The 23504-nt window shown below is 65.7% G+C and carries 22 protein-coding genes; 8 read left to right on the forward strand and 14 right to left on the reverse strand.

Going from position 1 to position 23504, the window contains the following annotated elements; all coding sequences use genetic code 11:
- Together PQU89_RS13365 and PQU89_RS13370 are read right to left on the reverse strand one after the other, a co-directional pair.
- A partial coding sequence (locus PQU89_RS13365; RefSeq protein ID WP_272766270.1) for a VCBS domain-containing protein occupies positions 1-927 on the reverse strand: 927 nt, incomplete at its 3' end.
- Between the two features lie 303 nt (positions 928-1230).
- Entirely contained in the window at positions 1231-1941 is a 711-nt protein-coding gene (locus PQU89_RS13370) for a helix-turn-helix transcriptional regulator (protein ID WP_272766271.1), read from the reverse strand.
- A 289-nt stretch (positions 1942-2230) separates the two neighbouring features.
- On the opposite strand from PQU89_RS13370, the gene PQU89_RS13375 reads away from it, so the two are divergent.
- Positions 2231-2404: a hypothetical protein gene (locus tag PQU89_RS13375; protein ID WP_272766272.1), complete on the forward strand. Its 174-nt coding sequence runs from the start codon at positions 2231-2233 to the stop codon at positions 2402-2404.
- Between the two features lie 130 nt (positions 2405-2534).
- On the forward strand, positions 2535-2723 hold the full coding sequence (locus PQU89_RS13380) for a vir-repressed protein (protein WP_272766273.1): 189 nt from the start codon (positions 2535-2537) through the stop codon (positions 2721-2723).
- A 173-nt stretch (positions 2724-2896) separates the two neighbouring features.
- Here PQU89_RS13380 and PQU89_RS13385 read toward each other — a convergent pair whose 3' ends face one another.
- Both PQU89_RS13385 and PQU89_RS13390 read right to left on the reverse strand, forming a co-directional pair.
- The gene (locus PQU89_RS13385) at positions 2897-5764 is read right to left on the reverse strand and encodes an adenosylcobalamin-dependent ribonucleoside-diphosphate reductase (RefSeq protein WP_272766274.1); all 2868 of its coding nucleotides are present in this window, start codon (positions 5762-5764) and stop codon (positions 2897-2899) included.
- A 201-nt stretch (positions 5765-5965) separates the two neighbouring features.
- Positions 5966-9277 (reverse strand): DUF748 domain-containing protein, encoded by a 3312-nt coding sequence (locus PQU89_RS13390; protein WP_272766275.1) that lies wholly within the window; start codon positions 9275-9277, stop codon positions 5966-5968.
- 212 nt (positions 9278-9489) lie between these two features.
- On the opposite strand from PQU89_RS13390, the gene PQU89_RS13395 reads away from it, so the two are divergent.
- The 4 genes from PQU89_RS13395 (at position 9490) to efp (ending at position 12887) form a co-directional block, all read left to right on the forward strand.
- Entirely contained in the window at positions 9490-9651 is a 162-nt protein-coding gene (locus PQU89_RS13395; RefSeq protein ID WP_156168059.1) for a hypothetical protein, read from the forward strand.
- 18 nt (positions 9652-9669) lie between these two features.
- Positions 9670-11007, forward strand: a complete 1338-nt coding sequence (locus PQU89_RS13400) for a glutamine synthetase family protein (RefSeq protein ID WP_272766276.1) — start codon at positions 9670-9672, stop codon at positions 11005-11007.
- A 110-nt stretch (positions 11008-11117) separates the two neighbouring features.
- Entirely contained in the window at positions 11118-12266 is a 1149-nt protein-coding gene (gene earP, locus PQU89_RS13405) for an elongation factor P maturation arginine rhamnosyltransferase EarP (RefSeq protein WP_272766277.1), read from the forward strand.
- Between the two features lie 57 nt (positions 12267-12323).
- The gene (gene efp / locus PQU89_RS13410) at positions 12324-12887 is read left to right on the forward strand and encodes an elongation factor P (RefSeq protein WP_047968172.1); all 564 of its coding nucleotides are present in this window, start codon (positions 12324-12326) and stop codon (positions 12885-12887) included.
- Between the two features lie 64 nt (positions 12888-12951).
- On the opposite strand, the gene PQU89_RS13415 is transcribed toward efp, so the two are convergent.
- The 9 genes from PQU89_RS13415 to PQU89_RS13455 all read right to left on the reverse strand — a co-directional run bounded on the left by PQU89_RS13415 (position 12952) and on the right by PQU89_RS13455 (position 19447).
- Entirely contained in the window at positions 12952-13143 is a 192-nt protein-coding gene (locus PQU89_RS13415) for a hypothetical protein (protein WP_120811427.1), read from the reverse strand.
- A gap of 72 nt (positions 13144-13215) precedes the next feature.
- Positions 13216-14700 (reverse strand): exopolyphosphatase, encoded by a 1485-nt coding sequence (gene ppx / locus PQU89_RS13420; RefSeq protein ID WP_272766278.1) that lies wholly within the window; start codon positions 14698-14700, stop codon positions 13216-13218.
- A gap of 87 nt (positions 14701-14787) precedes the next feature.
- Positions 14788-15501 carry a phosphate signaling complex protein PhoU gene (phoU, locus tag PQU89_RS13425; protein WP_047968169.1) on the reverse strand — a complete coding sequence of 238 codons (714 nt, stop codon included), beginning with the start codon at positions 15499-15501 and terminating at the stop codon, positions 14788-14790.
- A gap of 126 nt (positions 15502-15627) precedes the next feature.
- Positions 15628-16290 carry a ribose-5-phosphate isomerase RpiA gene (gene rpiA / locus PQU89_RS13430; RefSeq protein WP_047968168.1) on the reverse strand — a complete coding sequence of 221 codons (663 nt, stop codon included), beginning with the start codon at positions 16288-16290 and terminating at the stop codon, positions 15628-15630.
- 22 nt (positions 16291-16312) lie between these two features.
- The gene (gene ispF / locus PQU89_RS13435) at positions 16313-16795 is read right to left on the reverse strand and encodes a 2-C-methyl-D-erythritol 2,4-cyclodiphosphate synthase (RefSeq protein WP_255908200.1); all 483 of its coding nucleotides are present in this window, start codon (positions 16793-16795) and stop codon (positions 16313-16315) included.
- Positions 16796-16799: 4 nt separating this feature from the next.
- Positions 16800-17483, reverse strand: a complete 684-nt coding sequence (ispD, locus tag PQU89_RS13440) for a 2-C-methyl-D-erythritol 4-phosphate cytidylyltransferase (protein ID WP_272766279.1) — start codon at positions 17481-17483, stop codon at positions 16800-16802.
- On the reverse strand, positions 17480-18202 hold the full coding sequence (dnaQ, locus tag PQU89_RS13445) for a DNA polymerase III subunit epsilon (RefSeq protein ID WP_272766280.1): 723 nt from the start codon (positions 18200-18202) through the stop codon (positions 17480-17482). The genes ispD and dnaQ overlap by 4 nt, the downstream gene beginning before the upstream one ends.
- 47 nt (positions 18203-18249) lie before the next feature.
- Positions 18250-18693, reverse strand: coding sequence for a ribonuclease HI (gene rnhA / locus PQU89_RS13450; RefSeq protein ID WP_047968164.1), 444 nt, complete (start codon positions 18691-18693; stop codon positions 18250-18252).
- Positions 18686-19447: a class I SAM-dependent methyltransferase gene (locus tag PQU89_RS13455; protein ID WP_272766281.1), complete on the reverse strand. Its 762-nt coding sequence runs from the start codon at positions 19445-19447 to the stop codon at positions 18686-18688. The genes rnhA and PQU89_RS13455 overlap by 8 nt, the downstream gene beginning before the upstream one ends.
- On the opposite strand from PQU89_RS13455, the gene gloB reads away from it, so the two are divergent.
- Both gloB and PQU89_RS13465 read left to right on the forward strand, forming a co-directional pair.
- Positions 19446-20219 carry a hydroxyacylglutathione hydrolase gene (gloB, locus tag PQU89_RS13460; protein WP_272766282.1) on the forward strand — a complete coding sequence of 258 codons (774 nt, stop codon included), beginning with the start codon at positions 19446-19448 and terminating at the stop codon, positions 20217-20219. The two genes, PQU89_RS13455 and gloB, sit on opposite strands and share 2 nt — an antisense overlap.
- 143 nt (positions 20220-20362) lie before the next feature.
- Entirely contained in the window at positions 20363-22378 is a 2016-nt protein-coding gene (locus PQU89_RS13465) for a LysM peptidoglycan-binding domain-containing protein (RefSeq protein ID WP_272766283.1), read from the forward strand.
- Between the two features lie 117 nt (positions 22379-22495).
- Here PQU89_RS13465 and PQU89_RS13470 read toward each other — a convergent pair whose 3' ends face one another.
- Positions 22496-23494 (reverse strand): recombination-associated protein RdgC, encoded by a 999-nt coding sequence (locus tag PQU89_RS13470; RefSeq protein ID WP_272766284.1) that lies wholly within the window; start codon positions 23492-23494, stop codon positions 22496-22498.
- Positions 23495-23504: the final 10 nt, after the last annotated feature.

Genomic DNA, 23504 nt, shown 5'->3' on the forward strand with positions numbered 1-23504 from the left:
GTCGAAGCTGTAGCTGCCATCGGCATGGAAGGTCAGCCCCGCCGCTGGCGCCCCGGTCAGGCTGTAGCTCAGCACGGCATCGTCGTCCAGGTCGGTGGCCTGCACCTGGCCGTTGATCGTTGCCCCGCCCTCGGTGGCGGCATCGAGCTTGGCCACCGCCAGCGGCGCATCGTTGGTACCGGTGACGGTGATGGTCGCGGTCTGCGCCACGCTGGCACCGTACTCATCCACCACGACATAGCTGACGGTGATGACTTCGGTGGCGCCGGCGGCCAGGTGATCAAAAGCGTTACCGTCGGCATCAACCAGCAGCTTGTTGCCGGCCAGCGTCAAACCGGCGGGCAGCGTGCTTGTACTCGGACCACCGTTGACGCTGAAACTCAGTCCGCTGGCCTGCAGGGTGGCGGTCTCGCCCTGGTCGATGTCGCTGGCACCGTGCAGCAGGTCGACTTCGAAGTCGGCGTCCCCTTCGTAGCCGCCAGCAGTGACGGCGGCGCTGACGCGCGGGCCGTCATTGCTGCCCATCACATCGACGGTGACGGTGGCGTAGCTGATGGTACCGTTGCCCAGCTGGATGGCGTAGACAAAGGAGTCGTGCCGGGTGTCGCCGATGGCGAGAGAGTCCAGTCCGGTCGCGAACTTGAATTCGATCTTGCCGGCGTTGATGCGAATCCAGTTGCCACCCAGCGTGGTTTCCCAGCCGGTGGTGACATTACTTGTCAACAGGTCGCTCAGCGCACCGCTGCCATCATCAATGGAGTACAGCTTCTTGGCGTTGCCGCCCAGATCATTGCTCATCACATTCAGGGTCAGCACGTTGCTGCTGCTGTTGTAATTACTGGCCGCCAGCAGCTCATCCTCGGTGTACCAGTAGGAATCGTCGCCGGCTTGCGGTGTCTTGGTGTAGGAAACGCTGCTGATGGCCATGATGTTCTCCCTGAATGATCTGCGCTGGCCGGATGACGAGCGCGCCGCTTGCGGGTGCGGGCAAGGACGGCGGATTCGGTGGCATGAGCGGCGGCGGCTGGCTTGCGGCCAACCTTGCCCGGTACGGGTGGGATGCGTCTGGCGCATCAGGCTGGCGGCATGGCGATGACGCCCCGACACCGGTCATGACATAGGAAGTGTAGTAAGCGGAACTTTTTAATCTACGGGAGAAACATCCCGTTGTTGGCAGGAGCAAGCTCTGGCATGACCCAGAGACAGCTCCCGCAACGTAGTGATACCGGCTCAGGCGGGCAGCAGCAGGCCGTGCTGCAACACGTAGCCGAGCAGGCCGTGGCGGTTGCTCACCCCGAACTTCTTGTAAATCACCGTCAGATGGTTACGCAGGGTGCTCTCGCTGATGTGCAGCTTGCCGGCGATCAGCTTGGCCGGCTCGCCGCTGTTGGCCATCAGGATGGCGACGATCTTCCGCTCCTGTTCGCTCAGTGGCGGCGGCACGGCGCTGGCGGCATCCGGCGCCGGCATGGTGCCGTGGCGCGACAGTGCGTCGAAGATACGCCCGGTGGCGTCGCGATCCAGCCACAGCTGGCCGTGATGGACCTTCTCGATGGAGGTGAGCAGTTGCGCGGTGTCGGTGTCTCGCGTCAGCAGGCCGCGGGCGCCGAGCATGATGGCGCGGTCCTGCCGCGCCCGTTCCTGCTGCCGCGTCAGCAACAGCACCTTGTCGCCGCGCGTGGCCAATGCCCGGACCAGCGCCAGGCTCGGCTCGGCGTCGCCGTCCAGATCCAGCAGCACGATGTCGGCCTCGGCCGCGGTCAGTGCCGGCAGCGGCGACGGAGTGAGTGCGGCACTGCCGGCCAGCGCCAGTCGCGGCGCCTGGGTGGCCAGCAGCGCCGTCAGCCCTGCCAGCAGCAGCGGGAAATCGCTGATCACGAACACCCGCAGCGGGCACGCGGTATCGTCGGCCGTCAGGCCGGGTTGCGTCTGCATCGTCATCGTCGCCCCCGTTTGCTGTCACGCCGTGCGGCGTGCCTGCTTCAGCTTATGCCAAAACGGCAGCGCCTCCACCACAAAGCATTGCCGCGCGGCCCGCGCACCACGGCGATCCCAGGCCCAGCCGCTACAGCCACCTGTGGCGTCACACAAGCTGTACACAATTAATATTTGTTAGCAAATGCCGACTATCTGGCGGCAATGGCTTCGATTATGCTGAAACCAGATTGACTGCCGCGGTGACCTTAACGCTTTGCGACGGTGCCGCGACAGCACTACTGGAGGAGACATCATGAAATTGCTGATGCTCATACTGCTGGCCAGCGTGCTGAGCGGCTGCGTGATACGGCCGCTGTACCCCTATCGCCACCATGACTACTACGGCCACGACCGCTACTCACACGGCGACGACTGGCGTGGCGGAGACTGGCGCGACGGCGATCGCCGTGGCGGCCGCCGCCGCTAAACCCGTGCACCATGCCGGCCATGGCGCGCAACCCTCAGGACAGCAGGGCCGGCAGATGCCGGCCCTGTCCGCAACCGATTCCCGGTGTCGCCACACATGGCGGCCCGTCACCGACATAGCGAGAACCACCATGAAAACCATCTTGTTTGCCCTGATCGCCGCCAGCAGCCTGTCGGCCTGTGTGGTGCAGCCCGCGCGCGTCAAGCTGCGCTCCCCCATCGTGCTGGAGCCGGTCGTGGTCGAGCCGGTCTACGATGACCACTACCATGGCGGCGGTGGCTTCTGCCCGCCGGGCCAGGCCAAGAAAGGCCGCTGCTAAAGGTTGGCCGCAGCGCCAGCGTCATTGCACCGGCAACGAGCGCCGGCGGCGCAGCCCTGAACGGCGCCGCAAGCCCCACAAAACAGCACCGCCCCCGACATCGTCGGGGGCGGTACTGTTTTAACTAGCGGTCATTGCCCCGAGGGGCGGCGTGTCGTCCGTGGCCGGCACGCTCAGCCGCAGGCGCCGACATGACCGCAGGCGGTGCAGAATTCGCAGCCGTCCTTCTTGATCAACGCGCGGTTGCCGCACTCCGGGCAGGCCTTGCCGGCCATCGGTGCCGCGGCCACGCTGACCACCGCGCTTTCGAACAGGTCGCCCTGCTCCGGCACCATCACGCCCATGTCTTCCACCGGCACGCCGTCCTCGCTGAGGATGCCCAGCATGGCGTAGCGATGAATGATCAGCCGCGCCAGATAGGCCTCGGTCGACGGCCAGCTCTGCGACTTGTCGCTGGCCGGCACACGGGCGAAGAAATCGGCCTGCGGTTCGGCGTAGCTCAGCAGCTTGCGCAGCTTCATGCCGATCCACGCCGGGTCGATCACCCGCATGTCGAGGCTCAGCATCTTGCACAGTCCGTCCAGCTCGCGCGGATAGTGGCCGGCCAGCCACATCGAGTACGGCCGGCGCTGGCCGGTGGGCAACACCAGCTCCTTCACGAACAGCACGAAATCGTCACCGGTCTGCGGGTTGCTCACGTCCACCGACCAGCTGATGGTGCCGTCGGTGCCGGATTTCGGCTCCTTGCGTGCGAACAGCGCGTCCATCACCGGGGTGGCGGCGCCGGCGGCCAGTGTCAGTGCGCCCAGTTGTTCGATGCGGTGGCGCACCACGCGTGCCAGTGCGGCGGCGGCGGCGCTGCTCTGCACCGGCGCGTCGCCCAGCTCGGCGCGGTAGTGGCGGTCGCCGCGGGTGGCGGCCAGTGCGTCCAGCTTGGCGCCCAGCCAGGCGCGGTCGCGACAGCGCATGTCCATCGACAACGTCTTGGCGATGGCGCCGAGGCCACGCGGCACGTCGCCGTTGACCCAGCACTCGAACGGCAGCGGTGCTTCACCTGGCTGCGGGCCGTCGATATGGCCGACCATCACCGCGAAATCACCCTCCTCGCCCTCCACCATGAAGGTCCACGACGGGTTGCCGTGCTTCAGCCGCGGCCGGTTCGGCCACTTCAGGCTGGCCAGCGCCGGGCTTGGCGCGGTGTTGAGGGTGATGCGACGATCGGGGTCGTTCTGGTTGCCCAGATCCTGTGGCAGCTGCTGGCTGGCGGCCGGTGTCGGCTCGATCGACAGCACCGAACCGAGCACGCTGTTGGGGCGGTAGGTGGTGATGCCCTTCAGCCCTGCGCGCCACGCTTCCAGGTACAGCGTTTCAAAGTCGGCGAACGGATAGTCGGCCGGCACGTTGACGGTCTTGGAGATGGCGGTGTCGATGTACGGCGCCACCGCCGCCACCATGCGCATGTGGTCGAGCGCGCTCATTTGCAGCGCGCTGACGAAGTACTCCGGCAGCGCATTGGTGTCGCCGCCCTGCATGCGGTACACGCGGTAGGCGTGGTCCTCGACCAGGTATTCCTGCTGCGTGCCGTCGGCCATGCGCTTCTTGCGGGTGTAGTACCAAGAAAACGGCGGCTCGATGCCGTTGGAGGCGTTGTCGGCAAAGGCCAGCGAGATGGTGCCGGTCGGCGCGATGGACAGCAGGTGCGAGTTGCGGATGCCGTGCTTCTTGATGCGCGCCTTGAGCCTGTCCGGCAGGCGACTGGCGCAATGCGGCGCCGCCAGGTACTTGTCGGCGTCGAACAGCGGGAAGGCGCCCTTCTCGATGGCCAGGTCCACCGACGCGTCGTAGGCGGCGTCGCGCATGTGTTCGGAAATGCTGGCGGCCAGGCGGCGGCCTTCCTCGCTGTCGTAGCGCACCTTGAGCATGATCAGCGCGTCGCCCAGGCCGGTGAAGCCCAGCCCGACGCGGCGCTTGTTCTGCGCCTCGCGCTGCTGCTCCACCAGCGGCCACACGGTGAGGTCGAGCACGTTGTCCAGCATGCGGATCGAGGTGCGTACCACCTTCTCGAAGGCCTTGAAATCGAAACTCGGCGCCTCGCCGAACGGCTGGCGCACGAACTTGCACAGGTTGATGGAGCCCAGATCGCAGCAGCCGTAGTCCGGCAGCGGCTGTTCGCCGCACGGGTTGGTGGACTCGATCACCTCGCAGTAGGACAGATTGTTGTCGGCGTTGATCTTGGACATGAACAGCACGCCCGGCTCGGCGTGGTCGTAGGTCGAGGCCATGATCTGCTGCCACAGCTCGCGGGCGCGCACGCTGCGGTACACCCACAGCCCGTCCTCGCGCTGGAAGCTGTCGGGGAAGGCATCCGACGCCGGCGCCACCGCGTGGGTCAGTTGCCAGTCGCCGTCGGCCTCCACCGCCTGCATGAAGGCGTCGGACACCCCCACCGACATGTTGAAGTTGGCGAGGTCACCGCCGTCCTTGGCGTGGATGAAGGCCTCGATGTCCGGGTGGCTGACGTCCAGCACCCCCATCTGCGCGCCGCGACGCGCGCCGGCGGATTCCACCGTTTCGCAGCTGCGGTCGAACACGCGCATATACGACACCGGGCCGGAGGCGCGGCTGTTGGTACCCTTCACCCGCGCGCCCTTGGGGCGGATGCGGCTGAAGTTGTAGCCGACGCCGCCGCCACGGCGCATGGTTTCCGCCGACTGCAGCAATGCCTCGTAGATGCCGACCTTGCCGTGCTCGGTGGCGGACACCGCATCGCCGACCGGCTGCACGAAGCAGTTGATCAGCGTGGCCTTGAGATCGGTGCCGGCGGCGGAGTTGATGCGACCGCCAGGGATGAAACCGTTGTCCAGCGCCTCGAAAAACAGCGGGGCGAAACGTTGCGGATCCTGCTCCTGTTCGGCCAGTGCCTGCGCCACGCGCTGGCGCACCTCGCTGACCGACTGTTCGCCGTTCTTGGCGTATTTTTCCAGCAATACCTCGCGTGAAATATCCTGCTCCGCAAACGCTACGCTATTGTCCCGGTTCATGCCGCCCCCGCTAGATGTGGTGTCAAAAGATGTGAGATCTAACTAGATACAGCGGTTCTTGACATTGATGGGCATCAAAGCCTCACCGCAACGGTTCAGTCTGCCGCCAGTGCGGCCGTCACGCAACAGCTGTTTTGCGCCGTACCAAACGCTTGCGGCCAACCTTGTCACAAGGTTGGCCGCAAGCGGAAAAGCAGGCGCTTATTTCAGTTTCAGCAGCAGCGGCACGCCATCCTTGTCGGCCTTCACCTTGTCGGCGTCCAGCACGCTGATGCGCTCGGCCAGCTCCGGTTTCGCCGCCAGCAGCAGCTGCCGTGCCGCGTTGCCGCGGGCGCTGGCCAGCGCCCGCAGCGCGCCGTCGTCGATCTTCTGCGCCGCCAGCAGTTCGCCGCGCATCGATTGCGCGCGCTCGGCGGTGTCGGCTTCGCGCGCCACGCGCTTGAGCCAGGCAAAACGGCCGAACTGCACCGCGTAGCCGTCGCCCACCGCCTTGCGGATCGCCGGATCGCCCATGTCCGGCAGCGGCAGCGGCTCGTCGGCCTGCAGCTGGTAGGCGGCACGCTTGAGGATATCGCTGTCGACGCGGTAGCGCGCCAGCTCGCGGCTGTCCTGCTCGACGTCATAACCGCCGCCGATGGCCAGCGCCAGCTTCGGCCGCTTGGCCAGCAGCTCGGCCAGCTTCAGCAGCTTCTCGCGCTCCGGCGGGGGGATACGGTCGTCGCCGGCATCGGCGTAGATGTCGTCGAAGCCCTCGCCGCCAAACAACGCGCGGAACGGCGCGGTGACGATCTTGACCACGATGTTGCGGAACGCCTGCCACACCAGGTGGCCGTAGGAGAAGTCCGGCGCATCGAGGCTGCCGGCCACCGGCAGCGACAGGTCGATGCGGCCGTCGCTGTCCTCCAGCAGCGCCACCGCCAGCCGCAGCGGCAGGCGGGTGCCGTCGTAATCGGCGACTTCCTCACCCAACTGGATGTGGTCGATCACCATGCGGTTTTCGCCCTGCAACTGGCGGTTTTTCAGCAGGTAGCGCAGCTCGGTGGTCAGGCTGCCATCGGTGATCTTCCAGCCGGCAAAGGTCATCGAGTACGGGTTGAGGCTGCCCAGCGGGATGTTGCGGAAGTTCAGCGCCATGTCGAGATCGTTGGTCACCGCCAGCGGCGACAGCGCGCCGCGGATGCGCACGTCGCCAAACTGGTCGACACGGCCGTCCATCGTCACCGTGCCGCGTCGCCCCGGACGACTGGACAGGCCGAGCACGGTGCCGGACAGCGAGTGGATGCGGGTGGCAAAGCTGGGGTTGAGGCCGAGGTCGGCAAAGTCCATGCGCGCATTGCGCACGCGGATGGCGCGCACCTCCACCAGCGGCAGCTTGTCGCCGCTATCGCTCTTGGCGGCGGGCGCCGCCTTGGCTGCAGTTTTGGCCGCTGGCTGCGGCTTCATCAGGTGCGCAAAGTTGGGCACCCGCTTTTCATCGAGGATCAGCCGCAGTTGCGGCGACACCAGCCGCACGTCGGCAAGGCTCACCCTGTCCGGCTGCGCCTTGATGCCGCTGACGGCCAGTTGCTGCCAGCCCAGCAGCACCTCGCGCCGCCCCGGCTCGTACAGCGCCAGCCTGTCCAGTTGCGCCTTGCCGTCGGCCTGCCAGCGGCTGCCGGCCAGCGCAAAGCCGAGATCGGCCGACAGCTCGCCGCCGCCAAAGCGCAGCACGGTGTTGTCCAGCGCGTACGGCGCCACCTCGCGCAGCGGCAACCGGCTGGCGCGCAGGCGGCCGCGGATGTCCTGCAGGTTGGCCGCAGCCTTGGCCTCCAGCTGCAGCTTGCCCTGACCCAGCGCCGCCGCCAGTTGCACGGCAAAGCCCTGCTGCGGATCACCGCTGACGCTGGCGCCGACATCCTGCAGCGCCACGCTCACCGGCTGGCCGGTGCCGGCATCGCGCCAGCTGAGCGCGGACTGCGCCAGCGTCAGCTTCGGGTAACGGATCTGCCACGCCGGGGAATCCGGCGGGGTGCTTGCTGCTACCGGCGCGGCAGGGGTGGCGGTCGCCTGCTGGCGCAGCGCCTCGGCGATATCCAGCTTGCCGTCCTTGCCGCGGTTCAGCGCCAGCTGCAGGCCCTGCAGCGTGACGTCGCCCGGCGTGATGCTTCGCTTACCCAGATCCAGCTCGCTGCTGGCCAGCTGCAGGCCGGTCAGGGTGGCGAACGGCGGCCGGTCGCCACTGGCGGCCGCCAGCTGCGACAGCGCCAGCGTGGCGTTGCCGACCTTGACGCCACCGTCCGCCGTCATCGCCACGGCCGCCTGCAGGCTGTCCAGCTTCAGGCTGGCGGACAGCGGCGTGACAAAGCCCTGGTGGGTGGCGCGCAGCTGCCAGTTGTCGATGCGGATGGCCGGCAGGCTCACCGTCCAGCCCGGTTCCGGCTTGGCTGGAACTGGCTTGGCCGTCGTGGCGGTTTTCACGCTGGCCGCCGCAGCCGGTGCGGGAGGCAAGGCCGCCAGCCAGTCCGGCTGCCCCTGACGGTCGAGCACGGTGTCCAGCTCGCCGCCGGCGAGGCTGAGCCTGGCCAGCGTCAGCCGCCGGCTGGCGAGGTCGAACTCACCGCCGCTGAGCGCCAGCTGGCCGAGCTTGAAGCTGCTGCCGCTGCCCGGCGCAGTCACCGCCAGCGCCGCGAGGTTGGCCGCAACGCCCTTGGCCGACAGCCGCACCGTCTTGCCGGCCAGATCGAAATGGTACGGCAGGCTGACACTCAGCTTGCCCTGCGGCGGCGCCAGCCTGAGATACGGCTGCACGTACGGCCACACGCTGCCAAGGGTAAAGCCGGACACCTTCAGTACCCCGTCCGACTGCAAGGGCTGCAACAGCAGGCTGCCCTGCCAGTCCAGCCGGGTGCCGTCGTCCAGTTCGGCGGCGAGGCGGTAGCGGCCTTGGTTATTGGGCAGCGTGGACAGGTTTTTCAGCTGGAAGTCCAGCGGCAGCACCTGGCGCTGCACGTCGCCGCCCAGCTGGTCGTGCAGCAACAGCTGGCCCTTGTTCAGCGCCAGCTGTGTCAGCAGCAGCTTGGGCGGCTCGCTGGCCTCCTCGTCCGGCGCCGTGTCCGGGCCGGCGGCGTCGCGCAGCAGGCGCGTCCAGTTCCATTCGCCCTGCGCATTGCGCGCCGCCCACAGTCGCGGCGTGTCCAGCGTCAGCTCCGCCAACTCGAAGCGGCCAAGCAGCAAGGGCAGCGCCTCGGCATCGACATTCAAGCGTGCGGCGCTGAACAGCGGCGTGCCGTCGCGGTCGTTCAGGCGCAAGTCGTGCACGGTCAGCCGCCACGCCCACGGCGCGAACTCCACTTTGCCCAGCGTCAACTTGCGGCCAACCTTTTGCGCCCAGTTGCCGGCGGCGTAGTCCACCGCTTTGGGCACCCCGGCCCACAGTCCGCCCAGCAGCACGGCCACTGCGGTCGCGCTCCACAACAGACGACGGGGCCAGCGGGCGGGCGTGGCGACAGGTTTGGCAGCGGCTTCACTCATCATTAAACAGTCCGGCAAAAATAGGCAGCCTTCGTCCACAGGTAGCGCGGCCCCGGCTGTGGGCTTTATTCCACAACCGGCCAGCAGCAAGGCGGACAAAGGTTGCGGTCGCGCCGCGCCGCTCATAGCATGGCGAAGCGTGACCATAATTTTAAACACCGCAGTCCAGACTGCGGCTTTCATTAAGCATTCTATACCCTGAAGAGGAACGCATTTTGATTGATCTCGCCTGGCCGTGCCATGCACGCCAGCCGCTGCTGCGGCAACCCTGCGACCTGCGCCTCGATGCCGCGCAGGCTTTCCTGACGCTGGCGCGCCGCCGCGACGCGCTGCTCAACCACGAACGCCGCAGCACCAGCTCCGGCGCCCACACCTGATCGCCATAGGACTACCCGATGAACGACGCGCAGAAAATCCAGCAATGGCTGGACGAAAACCGGATTACCGAAGTTGAATGCCTGATCCCGGACATGACCGGGCTGGCGCGCGGCAAGATCGTGCCGCGCCACAAGTACAACCCCGCCGAGGGCCTGCGCCTGCCGGAAGCCGTACTGTCGATGACCGTCACCGGCGACTTTCCCGAGCAGGACTTCACCTCCGTCGCCGACCCCGACATGCGCCTGATCCCGGACGCCAGCACCGTGCGCCCGGTCCCGTGGGCGAAAGAACCGACCGCGCAGATCATCCACGACTGCGTCAATTTCGACGGTAGCGACGCCGACCTCGCGCCGCGCAACGTGCTCAAGCGCATCCTCAAGCTGTACCAGCAGGACGGCCTGTCCGCCATCGTCGCCCCGGAAATGGAGTTCTACCTGGTGCAGGTCGAACCCGACGAAGACATCCCGCTGAAACCGCCGGTTGGCCGCACCAAGCGCACCGAGGCCGGGATGCAGAGCTTTTCCATCGACGCGGTCAACGAATACGACAATATCTTCGACGAGATCTACGACTGGTGCGAGGCGCAGGGGCTGGCGCTGGACACGCTGATCCACGAGATGGGCACCGCGCAGATGGAGATCAACCTTGATCACGGCGATCCGCTGCAGCTGGCCGACCAGGTGTTCCTGTTCAAGCGCACCGTGCGCGAGGTTGCGATCCGCAACAATATGTACGCCACCTTCATGGCCAAGCCGATGCAGGGCCAGCCGGGCAGCGCGATGCACATCCACCAGAGCGTGGTCGATGCCGACGGCAACAACATCTTCAGCAACGCCGACGGCAGCCCGTCCGACGCCTTCCTCCACTTCATCGGCGGGCTGCAGACCTACCTGCCGGCGGCGATGCCGTTCTTCGCGCCGTACGTGAACAGCTACCGCCGCCTGTCGCGCTTCACCTCGGCGCCGATCAACCTGAGTTGGGGCTTTGATAACCGCACCTGCGGCCTGCGCGTGCCGCACTCCGGGCCGGAGGCGCGGCGGGTGGAAAACCGCCTCGCCGGCGTCGACGTCAACCCGTATCTGGCGATCGCCGCCAGCCTCGCCTGCGGCTATCTCGGCATGCAACAGCGCATCCAGCCGAGCGCGCCGCTGACCGGCAGCGCCTACGAGCAGCCACACCAGCTGCCGCGCCACCTGGACGACGCCATCGACATGCTGCTCAAGTGCCAGCCGCTGGCGGAGCTGTTCGGCGACCACTTCATCCAGACCTACAGCGCGATCAAGGAAGCCGAGTATCGCGAGTACTTCGACGTGATCAGTCCGTGGGAGCGGCGCTTCCTGCTGCTGCACGTGTAAGCGGCAGCGCCGTTGCGGCTTGCGGCCAACCTTGTGTACAAGGTTGGCCGCAACGCTTTGTCGCCGGCGCCGGCTGCGCTATGCTGCGCAGCCATTGTAAGGAGAGCAGCATGGCGCAACGCTGGGACATTTTCTGCACCGTGATCGACAACTACGGCGACATCGGCGTCACCTGGCGCCTGGCGCGGCAGCTGGCGCACGAGTACGGCTTCGCGGTGCGCCTGTGGGTGGACGATCTGGCCAGCTTTGCCCGCATCGCCCCCGGCCTGCAGCCGGCGCTGGCGCAGCAGCAGCTGGACGGTGTCAGCATCTGCCACTGGCCGGCGCAGGACTTTCCCGCCACCGACGCCGCCGACGTGGTGATCGAGGCCTTCGGCTGCCCGCTGCCGGACAGCTATCTGGCCGCCATGGTCGACCGGACGCGCAAGCCGGTGTGGATCAATCTGGAATACCTGTCGGCGGAAGACTGGGTCGCCGGCTGCCACGGCCTGGCCTCGCCGCATCCGCAACTGCCGCTGACCAAGCACTTCTTCTTTCCCGGCTTTGGCGACGATACCGGCGGCCTGCTGTGCGAACGGGCACTGCCGGCGCAGCGCGACGCGTGGCAGGCCGACGCGGCGAGGCAGGACGCCTACTGGCAAAGCCTGGGCGTGCCGCCGCGCCGCGCCGGCGAGCTGCGCGTCAGCCTGTTCTGTTACGAATCCGCCGCCGCGCAGCAGTGGCTGGCCAGCTGCGCCGCCGGCAGCCAGCCGCTGCGGCTGCTGGTGCCGCAGGGCAAGGTGTTGCCGGATGTCGCCGCCGCGTTCGGCCTCGCACAGCTGCCACAGGCCGGCGACGTGCTGCAGCGCGGTGCGCTGACGCTGCACGTGCTGCCGCTGACCGATCAGCACGGCTACGACCGGCTGCTGTGGTCGTGCGATATCAACATCGTGCGCGGCGAGGACAGCTTCGTGCGCGCGCAGTGGGCGGCGCGGCCGTTCCTGTGGCACATCTACCGCCAAGATGAGGACGCGCATCTGGTCAAGCTGGAGGCTTTTTTACAACGCTACACCGCCGCGCTGTCGCCGGCCGCGCGCCAACAGATCCACGCGCTGTGGCAAGGCTGGAACCGCGAACAGGACATCGGCCAGGTCTGGCAAACGCTGCCGGCGGTACTGGCGGAATGGCAACGCTACGCCCGCAGCTGGCCACAAATGCAACTGCGTCACGGCGACCTCGCCACACGACTGGTGCAGTTCACCGAAAAGCAGCTACAATAACCGGTTTCCAAGGGAATCGTTTTCCGATTCCGATTCAAGACTTTAGGACTTAAACGCATGAAAACCGCTCAGGAACTCCGCGCAGGTAACGTATTCATGGTCGGCGGCGAGCCGATGGTTGTACAAAAAGCTGAATTCAGCAAATCCGGCCGTAACGCTTCGGTCGTGAAAATGAAGATGAAAAACCTGCTGACGGGTGCGGGTTCCGAAGCGGTTTACCGTGCCGACGACAAGTTCGACGTGGTGGTACTGGATCGCAAGGACTGCCAGTACTCCTACTTCGCTGACCCGATGTACGTGTTCATGGACGCCGAGTTCAACCAGTACGAAGTCGAAGCCGACAACCTGGGCGACACCCTGAACTACATCGTTGACGGCATGGAAGACGAATGCCAGGTCACCTTCTACGACGGCAAGGCCATCTCCGTAGAACTGCCGACCACCGTGGTTCGTGAAGTGGAATACACCGAGCCAGCCGTCCGTGGCGACACTTCCGGCAAGGTACTGAAGCCGGCACGCCTGGTAGGCACCACCTTCGAAGTGCAGGTTCCGGCTTTCGTCAACACCGGCGAAAAGATCGAAATCGATACCCGCACCAACGAATTCAAGAAGCGCGCCTGATTCCCCGGCCCGCAGCAAGCAAAAGACCACCGCACGCGGTGGTCTTTTCTTTTGCCGGCAACGCTCAGAACTGCAACTGCTTGCAGCGCGGACAGCGCATCATCATGCCGGCGATGGTGCGCACTTCGGTCAGGCCGCGTCCGGAACAGCGCGAACAGACCCGGTCGCGGCCGGGGGTATCGATCAGCTCCGGCTGACGGATACCCCAGCTTTTCGGGGTAATCAGGCGGCGACTGGTGGTGGTTTTGCTAGCCATGGCATTCCGATCCGCATAGACCAAAATGAAAACCTATCGCAAAGTCATGGCATTTTCAACCACTTCCAGCAATCAGGCCTGACGCAGCTCCAGCAACATGCCGACACGGCGCCACTGGCCGACTTCCTGGCCGAAGGCGCTGGTGGTCAGCGGATTGGCCTCCAGCCAGTCGCTGTCGATGGTGATGGCGTAGCCGTTCATGGTCTGCTGCACGTTCTGCACCGCCTGGCCATCGACATCGTTGCGGCTGCGGCAGAACAGCGCGGCGAGGCGCAGCGCCAGTACCGCGTGCCACAGTTCCGGATCCGCGATCTCGCGCATCATCTTGCCCATGTCGCCACGGTGGCCAAGCACGATGGTGGCCAGCTCGCTCTGCTCGCGCCGCGAGAAGCCCGGCATGTCGGCATACTGCAGGATGTACGCGGAATGCTTGTGGTAGGCGGTGTGCGCGATCGACAGCCCGATCTCGTGCACCTTGGCCGCCCAGCTCAGGCATTTCAGCAGCGGGCCGCCCGGCGCCACCATGCCGTAAAACTGCTCGGCCAGGCGCAACACCCGTTCCGCCTGCGCGGTATCGACGTGATAACGGCGCTTGAACTGGGCAATGGTGGAGTCACGCATGTCCTTCTCCCGCTGTCGGCCCAGCAGATCATAGAGCACGCCGTCGCGCAGTGCGCCATCGGTGACGATCATGCGCTCGATCTGCAGGGTCTGGAACACCGCGATCATCACCGCGAGGCCGCCACAGATCACCGGCGCCCGGTCCGGCTTGAGGCCGTTCAGGTCGATGGTCTTGAACGAGCCGAAGCGCAGCAGCTCCTCGCGCAGGCGCAGCATGCCGCGCAGGGTGATCTCGCCGCTGGTCCAGTCGTTGATTTCCAGGATGTCGCGCAGCGAACGCGCGGTGCCGGAGGTACCGACCGCCAGCTGCCATTCGCTCTGCGGATAGGCGTGGGTGATGCGCTGGATCTCGCTGGCGGCGGCCAGCTCGGCGTCGCGGAACGCGACCTTGCTGATCTTGCCGGCAGTGAAATAGCGCAGGCTGTAGGTGACGCAGCCCAGCGGCAGGCTCTCGGTGACGTGCGCCTTGTACTGGCTGCCGATGATGAATTCGGTGGAGCCGCCACCGATGTCGACCACCAGCCGGCGCTCCTTGGTGGCCGGCAGGCTGTGCGCGGCGCCAAGGTAGATCAGGCGCGCTTCTTCGCGCCCGGCAATGATCTCGATCGGGAAGCCCAGCAGCCGTTCGGCCTCGCTGATGAACGCCGGGGCGTTCTTCGCCACGCGCAGGGTGTTGGTGCCGACGATGCGCACCTGGCGGGGCTCGAAGCCGCGCAGCCGCTCGCCAAAGCGCGCCATGCAGGCCAGCGCGCGATCGATGGTGTCCTGTTGCAGCAGCTTGTCTTCGGTGAGGCCACCGCCCAGACGGACGGTTTCCTTCAATACATCCAGGGGGTACAGCTGGTCGTCCACCACGCGCGACACTTGCAGTCGGAAACTGTTCGAACCGAGGTCGACGGTGGCCAATACATCGTAGGGGGGCGTAGTACTGTTCAAGAATCACCCCTTCTTGGAAACGGGTTGGGAAATGAAAAAACGGCGGTAACCGATGTTACCGCCGCCTTTGGACTACTGCACGCAAAATCAGACCGGTTCTTGCGGCAGGGTTTCGCGCTTCTTGTCTTCCAGCGAGGTATGACGGATGTCCTTGCCCTTCACCAGATACACCACGTATTCGGAAATGTTCTTGGCGTGGTCGCCGATGCGCTCGATCGCCTTGCAGATGAACAGGGTGTCGATCGACAGCGTGATGGTGCGCGGATCTTCCATCATGTAGGTGATCTGCGAACGCAGCTCGGACGCGTAGTCCTCGTCCAGCATCATGTCTTCTTCGGCCAGCTCCACCGCGGCAGTGGTATCAAGGCGGGCAAACGCGTCCAGCGCGCGGTGCAGCATCGCCAGCGCCGACTTGGCCATCTTGTCGGCCTCGCGGAAGCGCGGCGTTGGATAGCGCGACGACTGATACAGCGAGCGGCCGACGCGGGCGACTTTTTGCGCCTCGTCGCCGATGCGCTCCAGGTCGGTGATGGTCTTGATCACGGTGATCACCATGCGCAGGTCGCTGGCGGCCGGCTGGCGGCGGGCGATGATGTGCTGGCAGTCCTCGTCGATCGCCACTTCAAAGGCGTTGACCTTGGCATCGTCGGCGATCACGCGGTCGAGACGATCGACATCTCCCTCCTGCAACGCCTCCATCGCGGCGCGGATTTGCTGCTCGACCAGACCCCCCATCTGCAGCACGCGGGTGCGGATATTTTCGAGCTCCATATCAAACTGCTTGGAAATGTGATCAGGCATGAGCGACCTCGTTGGTTTTCGGCTTCAAGCGCGCCATGATAGACGCGCAACATGACAGTTCTGTTGCAGCAAGATGCACGGTAACGCAGCGCTTGCGGCCAACGTTGGCCGCAAGCGTGGCCGGACTTAGCTCAGTTCCTTCACGCCAGCGGCAGTACCCAGCAGCAACACGTCGGCCCGGCGCTGCGCGAACAGGCCGTTGGTGACCACGCCGACGATCTGGTTGATCTGCTGCTCCAGCTTCACCGGCTCGGCGATCTGCATGCCGTGCACGTCGAGAATGATGTTGCCGTTGTCGGTGGTGACGCCCATGCGCCACTCCGGATGACCGCCAAGCTTGACGATCTCGCGTGCCACGTGGCTGCGCGCCATCGGGATCACCTCCACCGGCAGCGGGAAGGCCCCCAGCACCGACACGTACTTGCTCTCGTCGGCGATGCAGATGAACTGCTGCGCCACCGCGGCGATGATCTTCTCGCGCGTCAGTGCCGCGCCACCGCCCTTGATCATGTGCAGGTGATGGTTGACCTCGTCGGCGCCGTCGATATACACCGGCAGCTCGTCCGGGCCCACCGTGTTCAGGTCATACACCGGAATGCCGATCGCCTTCAGGCGCTCGGTACTGGCCACCGAGCTGGACACCGCGCCCTTGATGCGACCCTTGATCTTGGCCAGCTCGTCGATGAAGAAATTGACGGTGCTGCCGGTACCGACGCCGACGATGCAGTCATCCGGCACGAATTTGATGGCCTGTTGTGCCACCAGCTGTTTCAGTTGATTCTGGTCCATGAGAGTACTCCGGAATGGGGAATTATTGCGGCACCAGCAGGCACACCGCCTGCGTTTCGATCGCTTCCGCCCGGCCGAGGTAGCCGAGCTTTTCATTGGTCTTGCCCTTGACGTTGACGCAGGCCACGTCGATGGCCAGCAGTTCGGCAATGCGGCCACGGATGGCATCGATGTGCGGCGCCAGCTTCGGCGCCTGCGCGATGATGGTGCTGTCGACGTTGACCAGCTGCCAGCCGGCGGCACGCACGCGGCGCATCGCCTCCTGCAGCAGCAGGCCGCTGTCGGCACCCTTGAATGCTAGGTCGGTATCGGGAAAATGACGACCGATATCGCCCAGCGCCGCCGCGCCCAGTACCGCGTCGGTAATGGCGTGCAGCAAGGCGTCGGCGTCGGAGTGGCCGAGCAGGCCCTTGTCGTGCGGGATGTGCACCCCACCGAGCATCAGCGGGCGGCCCTCGACCAGACGGTGCACGTCGTAGCCCTGGCCGATACGGAATGGCGTCATCTGCTTATCCTTTGCGCGCCGCCAGGATGGCGCTGGCCAGCGCCAGATCCTGCGGCCACGTCACTTTGAAGTTCTGTGCCTCGCCTTCCACCAGCCGCGGCGCATGGCCGAGCAGCTCGATGGCGGAGGCTTCGTCGGTAATCGCCGGGTTGGCCGCATCCTGCAGTGCCTCGGCCAGCAGACCGGCGCGGAACATCTGCGGCGTCTGCGCCAGCCACAGGCCGTCGCGCGGCACGGTGGCGGCGACGCGGCCCTGCAGACTCGCCTGCTTGACGGTATCGGCTACCGGCTGCGCCAGCAGACCGCCGACCGCGTCGTCCTGCAGGCTGTCGATCAGTCGCTGCAGCGCGCTGTCGCTGAGGCAGCAACGCGCCGCGTCGTGCACCAGCACCCAGTCGTCGGCGCCGGCCGCCAGCGCCGCCAAGCCACCGGCCACGCTCTCGGCGCGGCTGGGGCCGCCAACGCGCAGCACTTCCAGCTTGGCCTGCGGCCAGTCGAAGCTGTCGAACCACTCGTCGCCGGGCGAGATCACCACCGCCACGCGGCTGATCGTCGCATTGCGGCACAGCACGTCCAGCGTGTGCGCCAGCAGCGGCCGGTCGGCCAGCGGCAGGTACTGTTTCGGGGTGGCGGTGCCAAAGCGGCTGCCGTGGCCGGCGGCCGGCACCAGCGCGATGCAATCGCTCATGATTGCACCGGCGCCGGGCTCTCGATGCTGCGCCACAGGCAGCTGCCCTTTACCGTCTTGTCCAGCAGGTCGAGGTACTCCTGGTGCGCAGCCAGCTCCTCGGCCGTCGGCGCCAGCACCGTCAGCGGCTTGCGTTCGAACGCCAGGTTGAGGCCATTGATGCCCTCCCCCTCGCCCGGACCGGCGTCCATCATCAGGCTTTCCTGGCCACGGGTCATCCACAGGTAGACCTCGGCCAGCAGCTCGCAGTCGATCAGCGCGCCGTGCAGGGTACGGTTGCTGCGGTCGATCTCGAAGCGGTCGCACAAGGCGTCCAGGCTGTTGCGCTTGCCAGGAAAGGTGTCGCGCGCCATGCGCAGGGTGTCGGTGACCTGTGCGCACAGCTTGTCCACCGGCGCGATGCCGAGGCGGTTGAATTCGGCATTGAGGAAGCCGACGTCAAACGGCGCGTTGTGGATGATCAGCTCGGCACCGCTGATGAAGTCCACCAGCTCGTCGGCGACAGCATGGAACTTCGGCTTGTCGGCGAGAAAATCCAGCGAGATGCCGTGCACGCGCTCGGCGTCGGGGTCGATCTCGCGCTCGGGGTGCATGTACAGGTGCAGGTGGCGACCGGTCAGCTTGCGGTCCACCATTTCCAGACCGGCAAACTCGATGATGCGGTGGCCCTGGCTCGGCTCCAGGCCGGTGGTCTCGGTATCAAGAATGATTTGACGCATGATGGTATCGGATGGGTTTCAAGGTTGGCCGCAAGCGGACACAGTGGCTAGCGGCGCAGGCTATCGACGCCGGCATTGGCCAGCTGGTCGGCGCGCTCGTTGAATTCATGGCCGGCGTGGCCCTTGACCCAGCGCCACTCCACCTGGTGGTTGTTGCGCAGCGCATCCAGCTGCTGCCACAGGTCGGCATTCTTCACCGGCTCCTTGCTGGCGGTCTTCCAGCCGCGCGTCTTCCAGCCGTGGATCCACTCAGAGATGCCTTTTTGTACGTACTGCGAGTCGGTGTATACCACGATGCGGCAGCTGCGCTTCAGCGTTTCCAGGCCGCGGATCACTGCCAGCAGCTCCATGCGGTTATTGGTGGTGCCGGCTTCGCCGCCGAACATTTCCTTTTCCTGCCCCTTGTAGCGCAGCAGCACGCCCCAGCCACCGGGGCCGGGGTTGCCCTTGCAGGCGCCATCAGGGTAAATCTCGACGATCTCGTCAGTCATGCAATGTCTCGTTATCAGAGGTACGGGTAAGCGGATTGCGGTCGTTGCCGCCGGCGACCAGCATCGCCCGGGCCGGCTTGGCCGGCGCCCAGCGCGGTGTGATCAGGCGCATGCCGCGCTGGCGCTTGACGGCGACGACGCCATAGACGCCGGCGGCCAGCGGCCAGCAGCGCGCGCCGGTGCTTTCCATGAACTGCCAGCGAACCAGCCAGTCCTTGCGCGCCAAAGGCGGCGAGTATGCCATGAATGAGGTGGCCTCGTGCTCCAGCTCCAGCAATTTCAGCCAGTCGCGGATGCGCGGCAGCGACACGAAATTACCGCGCCACGGGTTGTCTTCCCGCCCCTGCAGCAGGCGGCGCACGCCCCACAGCGACGCCGGATTGAAACCGGTGATGATCAGCCGCCCTTCCGGCACCAGCACCCGCGCCGCTTCGCGCAGCACCTGATGCGGCAGGCTGGTAAAATCCAGCCCGTGCGGCAAAATGACCAGATCCAAGCTCTTGCTGTCGAACGGCAGGAATGCCGGATCGCAGACCACGCCCGGCTCGCCGCAGGCCGCCGCCAGCCCCTTCCACGGGATGCGGTTCATGGCGAGGAAATCGTGCTGGCACAGGCCGATCTGCAGCGTGCGAAAACCGAACACGTCGGCCACCGCGCTGTCGAAGAAAGCCTGTTCCTGCGCCAGCAGGTATTGTCCCAGTTCGGCGCTGGCCAGCCAGTCAGCGAACTCTTCCATCATTGCAGGATCATTCATGGCCGACATTGTACGCATTACCCCACTCAAGGCGTTCTCTGATAATTATATCTGGGTTTTGCACGACGACCGCGCCGCGATCGTGGTCGACCCGGGCGACGCCGCCCCGGTGCAGCAGTTTCTGGCACAGGCGCAACTGACGCTGCACGCGATCTGGATCACTCACCACCACCACGACCATATCGGCGGCTTGCCGGCGCTGCACGCGCAGTGGCCGGACTGTCCGGTGTATGGCCCGGCCGGTGTCAGCGGCGTCAGCGTGCCAGTGATGGAAGGTAGCCGGCTGCCGGCACTGGGCCTGGACTGTCAGGTCTACGAAGTGCCCGGCCACACCGCCAACCATCTGGCATTTCATTGCGGCCAGCACCTGTTTTGCGGCGACACCCTGTTTGCCGCCGGTTGTGGTCGCGTATTTGACGGTAGCATCGACAGCCTGCACGCCTCGCTGCAAAGGTTGGCCGCATTGCCGGCACAGACGCTGTGCTATCCGGCACACGAGTACACGCTGGCTAATCTACAATTTGCATTGGCACTGGAGCCGGACAATCCGGCGCTGCAGCAACGCTGGCAACGCGACAGCGCTCAGCGCGAGCAGGACTTGCCGACGCTGCCCTGCCTGCTGGCAGACGAGCTGCAGCACAACCCGTTCCTGCGTTGCAACGAGGCCGCTATCCGCCGCGCCGCGCGCCACCATCAGCCGGGCGGCGGCAACGACGCACTGAGCGTGTTCGCCACCCTGCGGCAATGGAAAAATGACTTCCGCACCAGCTGATTGGTGGTTCACCCGTCCGGCAAATAGTTTTGTCGTGAAAGACACAAAAATTAAGAAATTAAATGAACAACATAGCGCTTCATAATTGACGTCGCAGGCGGGCGTGGTAGCATCGCCCGATATGCTCCGATCAGGCCGTTGCCATGAAAAAATTTACCCCGCTCGCCCTCGCCGTACTACTTGCCCTGCCCGCCGCCCACGCGACCACTAGCGTGACGATACCGGGCTGGAGCACGCCCGGCGTCGACGACGGCCTGGCCGCCGGTCTGGATATGATGCTGATCAACACCAGCCTGCTGCGCAACGGCGACAACGTGTGGCAACGCGCGCGCGAAGGCTTCCAGCTGCCGGAGGTGAATCCCGAACTGGTACGCCGCCACGAGAAGTACTACACCGCGCGCCCGGAATACCTGCGCCGCACCCTCGATCGCAGCCGCAAATACCTGTTTCACATCATGAACGAGGTGGAAAAGCGCGGCATGCCGACCGAACTGGCCTTCCTGCCGGTGGTGGAAAGCTCCTTCGTGCCGAGCGCCAGCTCGCCGGTCGGCGCCGCCGGCCTGTGGCAGTTCATGCCGGCCACCGGCCGCGAGTACGAACTGGAGCAGACCTGGTGGTACGACGGCCGCCGCGACGTGGTGGAATCCACCCGCGCCGCGCTGGACTACCTGCAGGTGCTGTACAACCGCTTCGGTGACTGGAACCTGGCGCTGGCCGCCTACAACTGGGGCCAGGGCAATCTGAGCAAGGCAATCAGCCGCGTGCGCGCCAAGGGCGAAACCGAAACCTACGAAAACATCGTGATGCCGGCCGAGACGCGCAACTACGCGCCGAAACTGCTCGCCATCCGCAACATCATGGCGCAACCGGAGAACTTCGGCCTGCGCATTGACGTACTGCCCAACAAGCCGGCCTTTGTCGCCGTCAATACCGGCAAACACATGAACATCGACATCGCGGCGAAGCTGGCGGAAATGCCGGTCTCCGAGTTCAAGGAACTCAACCCCGCATTCAACCTGCCGGTGTACGCCCACAAGAGCGGCCGCCAGATGCTGCTGCCGGCGACCAAGCTACACCGCTTCGAGACCAACCTGGCCAAATGGGACAAGCCGCTGCTGACCTGGCAGGTACATGTACCGGAAAGCGACCTCAGCGTCAGCGAACTGGCACAGCAATTCGATATGAACCCGAACGAGCTGCTGGTTGCCAACAGCCTGCAGGGCAATCGTACCGTCAACGCCGGTCGTCCGGTGCTGGTTGCCGCCCGCACCCAGGATGCCCCGGCAACACTGGAGGTCAGTGACGTCGCCCCGGCCAGTGCACCGGTGCTGCTGGCCAGCAACAGTGAACAGCCGGTAGCAGGCGTCGTGAGCGTCAGCGTTGCCGCGACCGCTCCGGCTACCACCGTGACGCCCATCATCACACCCGTCGTTGCCAGCGTCACGACCAGCCCCGCCACCAGCGCGTCGGCAAGCAGCCCGATGACGGCCATTACCGCACCAGCCGTCACTCCGACTGTCAATAGCACCCCGACCGTCGCCGTAGCACTTGCGACTCCTGCCGTCGCAGCTGTCGCCAACAGCCCTGCCGCTAGCGTCGCTCCCGTCGCCGTCGCGGCAAGCAGCGTCGCCGCACCAGCCACCACCAGCGGCAACAGCATTACCGTCGCGCTGAGCCAGCCGGTCAGCAAACCGCAAGCCGCGCCGACTCCGCGCGCCAAACCGGCAGTGACCGCAGTAGCCAGCGCCAGCGACACCCCCGAACTACCGCTGCGCCCGGCCACCCGCGTGGAAAACCATGTCGTTGCCAACGGTGACACGCTGTACAACATCTCGCGCCGCTACAACATGAGCGTGGCGGAACTGAAAAACCTGAACACGCTGAACAGCGACGCGGTCAAGCTGGGACAGAACCTGCGCGTGCTGGGCGCTCCGCTGGGTAACGTCACCGCTAGCGTGACTTCACCACTGCGCACCGTTGCCTATCAGCAGCCGGCACGCAAATCGGCCGAGTACGTGGTGCAGGCCGGCGATACCGTATTCAGCATCGCCCGCAAGTTCGGCATTCATCACAGCGACATCCAGCGCTGGAACACCCAGCTGGTTGCCAACCAGATCCAGCCGGGTCAGGTATTGCGCGTCGAGGACGGCGGGCTGTAAGCCGTATCCGGCAAAGCATGACAAAACGCCTTGCACCGGCCGGTGCAAGGCGTTTTTTATGATGCTCACGCCAGCAAGCTGCCCGCCGCTAACGGCGACAGCCTGCCCTACTACCGATCAATCCCAGGGCACATCGACCGTACCTGGCGCGGCGGCAGCGGCAGCGGCAGCCGGTGCCGATGCTGCCGGCGCCGCGGTCGCTGGCGCAACGTTGGCCGCATCCTGCAAGCCGCCCAGCGCTTGCACCAGATCGTCGATCAGCTCGCCCAGCTCCTCGCTCATCAGCAGGAAGGTCGCCTCAAACAGGCTGGCGGCGTCGTCCCCCGCCTGGCTGGCCTCTTCCTGCAGCACGTCGAGAAACTGCAGCTTTTTCAGCTGCAGGGTATCGGTCAGCGTGAAGCGGATGCGCTCGCGCCAGATCAACCCGAGGCGGGTCACCTGCTTGCCGGTGGCGATATGCTGGCGGATCTCGTCCGCGGTCAGGTCCATGCGGGTGCAGCGCACGACCGCACCGTTTTCCGAGCTGTCCTTCAGCTCGCAATCGGAATCCAGCACGAAATCGCCGCTGGCCTCACCCGCCGCCAACCAGTCGGTCATCAGCGTGTGCGGCGACAGCACCGTGCGCGGCAGCGTGGCCGGCAGCGGCGGCATTGCCTCGCGCAGATTGCTCAGCAGCGCCTCTGCCTTGCTGGCGGAGCCGCTGTCCACCACCAGCCAGCCGCGTGCCAGATCGAAATAGGCGGCCGTGCGGCTGGTACGGGTGAAGGCGCGCGGCAGCAGGTCGTCGGTGATCTGCTCCTTCATCGCCAGCTTTTCCTTGCGGCCAACCTTGCGCAGCTCCTGCTGCTCGATGTCGCGCAGCTTGGCGTCCAGGAAGTCGCGGATCACGCCGGCCGGCAACACCTTGTCCTCACGGCGCAGCGACAGCAGCAAGCGCTCACGCTGCACATACAGCGGCTCGTCGAGATGCGGCGCGGGGGCGACCCAGCCCTCACTGAACCAGTCGAGACCGGAACAGCGCTGGAACTGGCGGGCATTCAGGGCATCGGCCAGCTTGCTGGCCACAATCTGCTCCGGGGCAGGCAGCTGGTAAAAACTAAGTTGTCGGAACCACATGATATTGACT

Source organism: Vogesella indigofera (genome assembly GCF_028548395.1).
GTDB lineage: Bacteria > Pseudomonadota > Gammaproteobacteria > Burkholderiales > Chromobacteriaceae > Vogesella > Vogesella indigofera_A.

What these genes read in the sequence shown, in the direction of transcription:
- phoU (WP_047968169.1), bottom strand. Translation starts at nt 15,501, where the DNA reads ATGCCTGATCACATTTCCAAGCAGTTTGATATGGAGCTCGAAAATATC.
- PQU89_RS13390 (WP_272766275.1), bottom strand. Translation starts at nt 9,277, where the DNA reads ATGATGAGTGAAGCCGCTGCCAAACCTGTCGCCACGCCCGCCCGCTGG.
- PQU89_RS13470 (WP_272766284.1), bottom strand. Translation starts at nt 23,494, where the DNA reads ATGTGGTTCCGACAACTTAGTTTTTACCAGCTGCCTGCCCCGGAGCAG.
- ispD (WP_272766279.1), bottom strand. Translation starts at nt 17,483, where the DNA reads ATGAGCGATTGCATCGCGCTGGTGCCGGCCGCCGGCCACGGCAGCCGC.
- rnhA (WP_047968164.1), bottom strand. Translation starts at nt 18,693, where the DNA reads ATGACTGACGAGATCGTCGAGATTTACCCTGATGGCGCCTGCAAGGGC.
- dnaQ (WP_272766280.1), bottom strand. Translation starts at nt 18,202, where the DNA reads ATGCGTCAAATCATTCTTGATACCGAGACCACCGGCCTGGAGCCGAGC.
- PQU89_RS13370 (WP_272766271.1), bottom strand. Translation starts at nt 1,941, where the DNA reads ATGACGATGCAGACGCAACCCGGCCTGACGGCCGACGATACCGCGTGC.
- PQU89_RS13380 (WP_272766273.1), top strand. Translation starts at nt 2,535, where the DNA reads ATGAAAACCATCTTGTTTGCCCTGATCGCCGCCAGCAGCCTGTCGGCC.
- earP (WP_272766277.1), top strand. Translation starts at nt 11,118, where the DNA reads ATGGCGCAACGCTGGGACATTTTCTGCACCGTGATCGACAACTACGGC.
- ispF (WP_255908200.1), bottom strand. Translation starts at nt 16,795, where the DNA reads ATGACGCCATTCCGTATCGGCCAGGGCTACGACGTGCACCGTCTGGTC.
- PQU89_RS13400 (WP_272766276.1), top strand. Translation starts at nt 9,670, where the DNA reads ATGAACGACGCGCAGAAAATCCAGCAATGGCTGGACGAAAACCGGATT.
- PQU89_RS13385 (WP_272766274.1), bottom strand. Translation starts at nt 5,764, where the DNA reads ATGAACCGGGACAATAGCGTAGCGTTTGCGGAGCAGGATATTTCACGC.
- PQU89_RS13375 (WP_272766272.1), top strand. Translation starts at nt 2,231, where the DNA reads ATGAAATTGCTGATGCTCATACTGCTGGCCAGCGTGCTGAGCGGCTGC.
- gloB (WP_272766282.1), top strand. Translation starts at nt 19,446, where the DNA reads ATGGCCGACATTGTACGCATTACCCCACTCAAGGCGTTCTCTGATAAT.
- rpiA (WP_047968168.1), bottom strand. Translation starts at nt 16,290, where the DNA reads ATGGACCAGAATCAACTGAAACAGCTGGTGGCACAACAGGCCATCAAA.
- PQU89_RS13465 (WP_272766283.1), top strand. Translation starts at nt 20,363, where the DNA reads ATGAAAAAATTTACCCCGCTCGCCCTCGCCGTACTACTTGCCCTGCCC.
- efp (WP_047968172.1), top strand. Translation starts at nt 12,324, where the DNA reads ATGAAAACCGCTCAGGAACTCCGCGCAGGTAACGTATTCATGGTCGGC.
- PQU89_RS13415 (WP_120811427.1), bottom strand. Translation starts at nt 13,143, where the DNA reads ATGGCTAGCAAAACCACCACCAGTCGCCGCCTGATTACCCCGAAAAGC.
- PQU89_RS13455 (WP_272766281.1), bottom strand. Translation starts at nt 19,447, where the DNA reads ATGAATGATCCTGCAATGATGGAAGAGTTCGCTGACTGGCTGGCCAGC.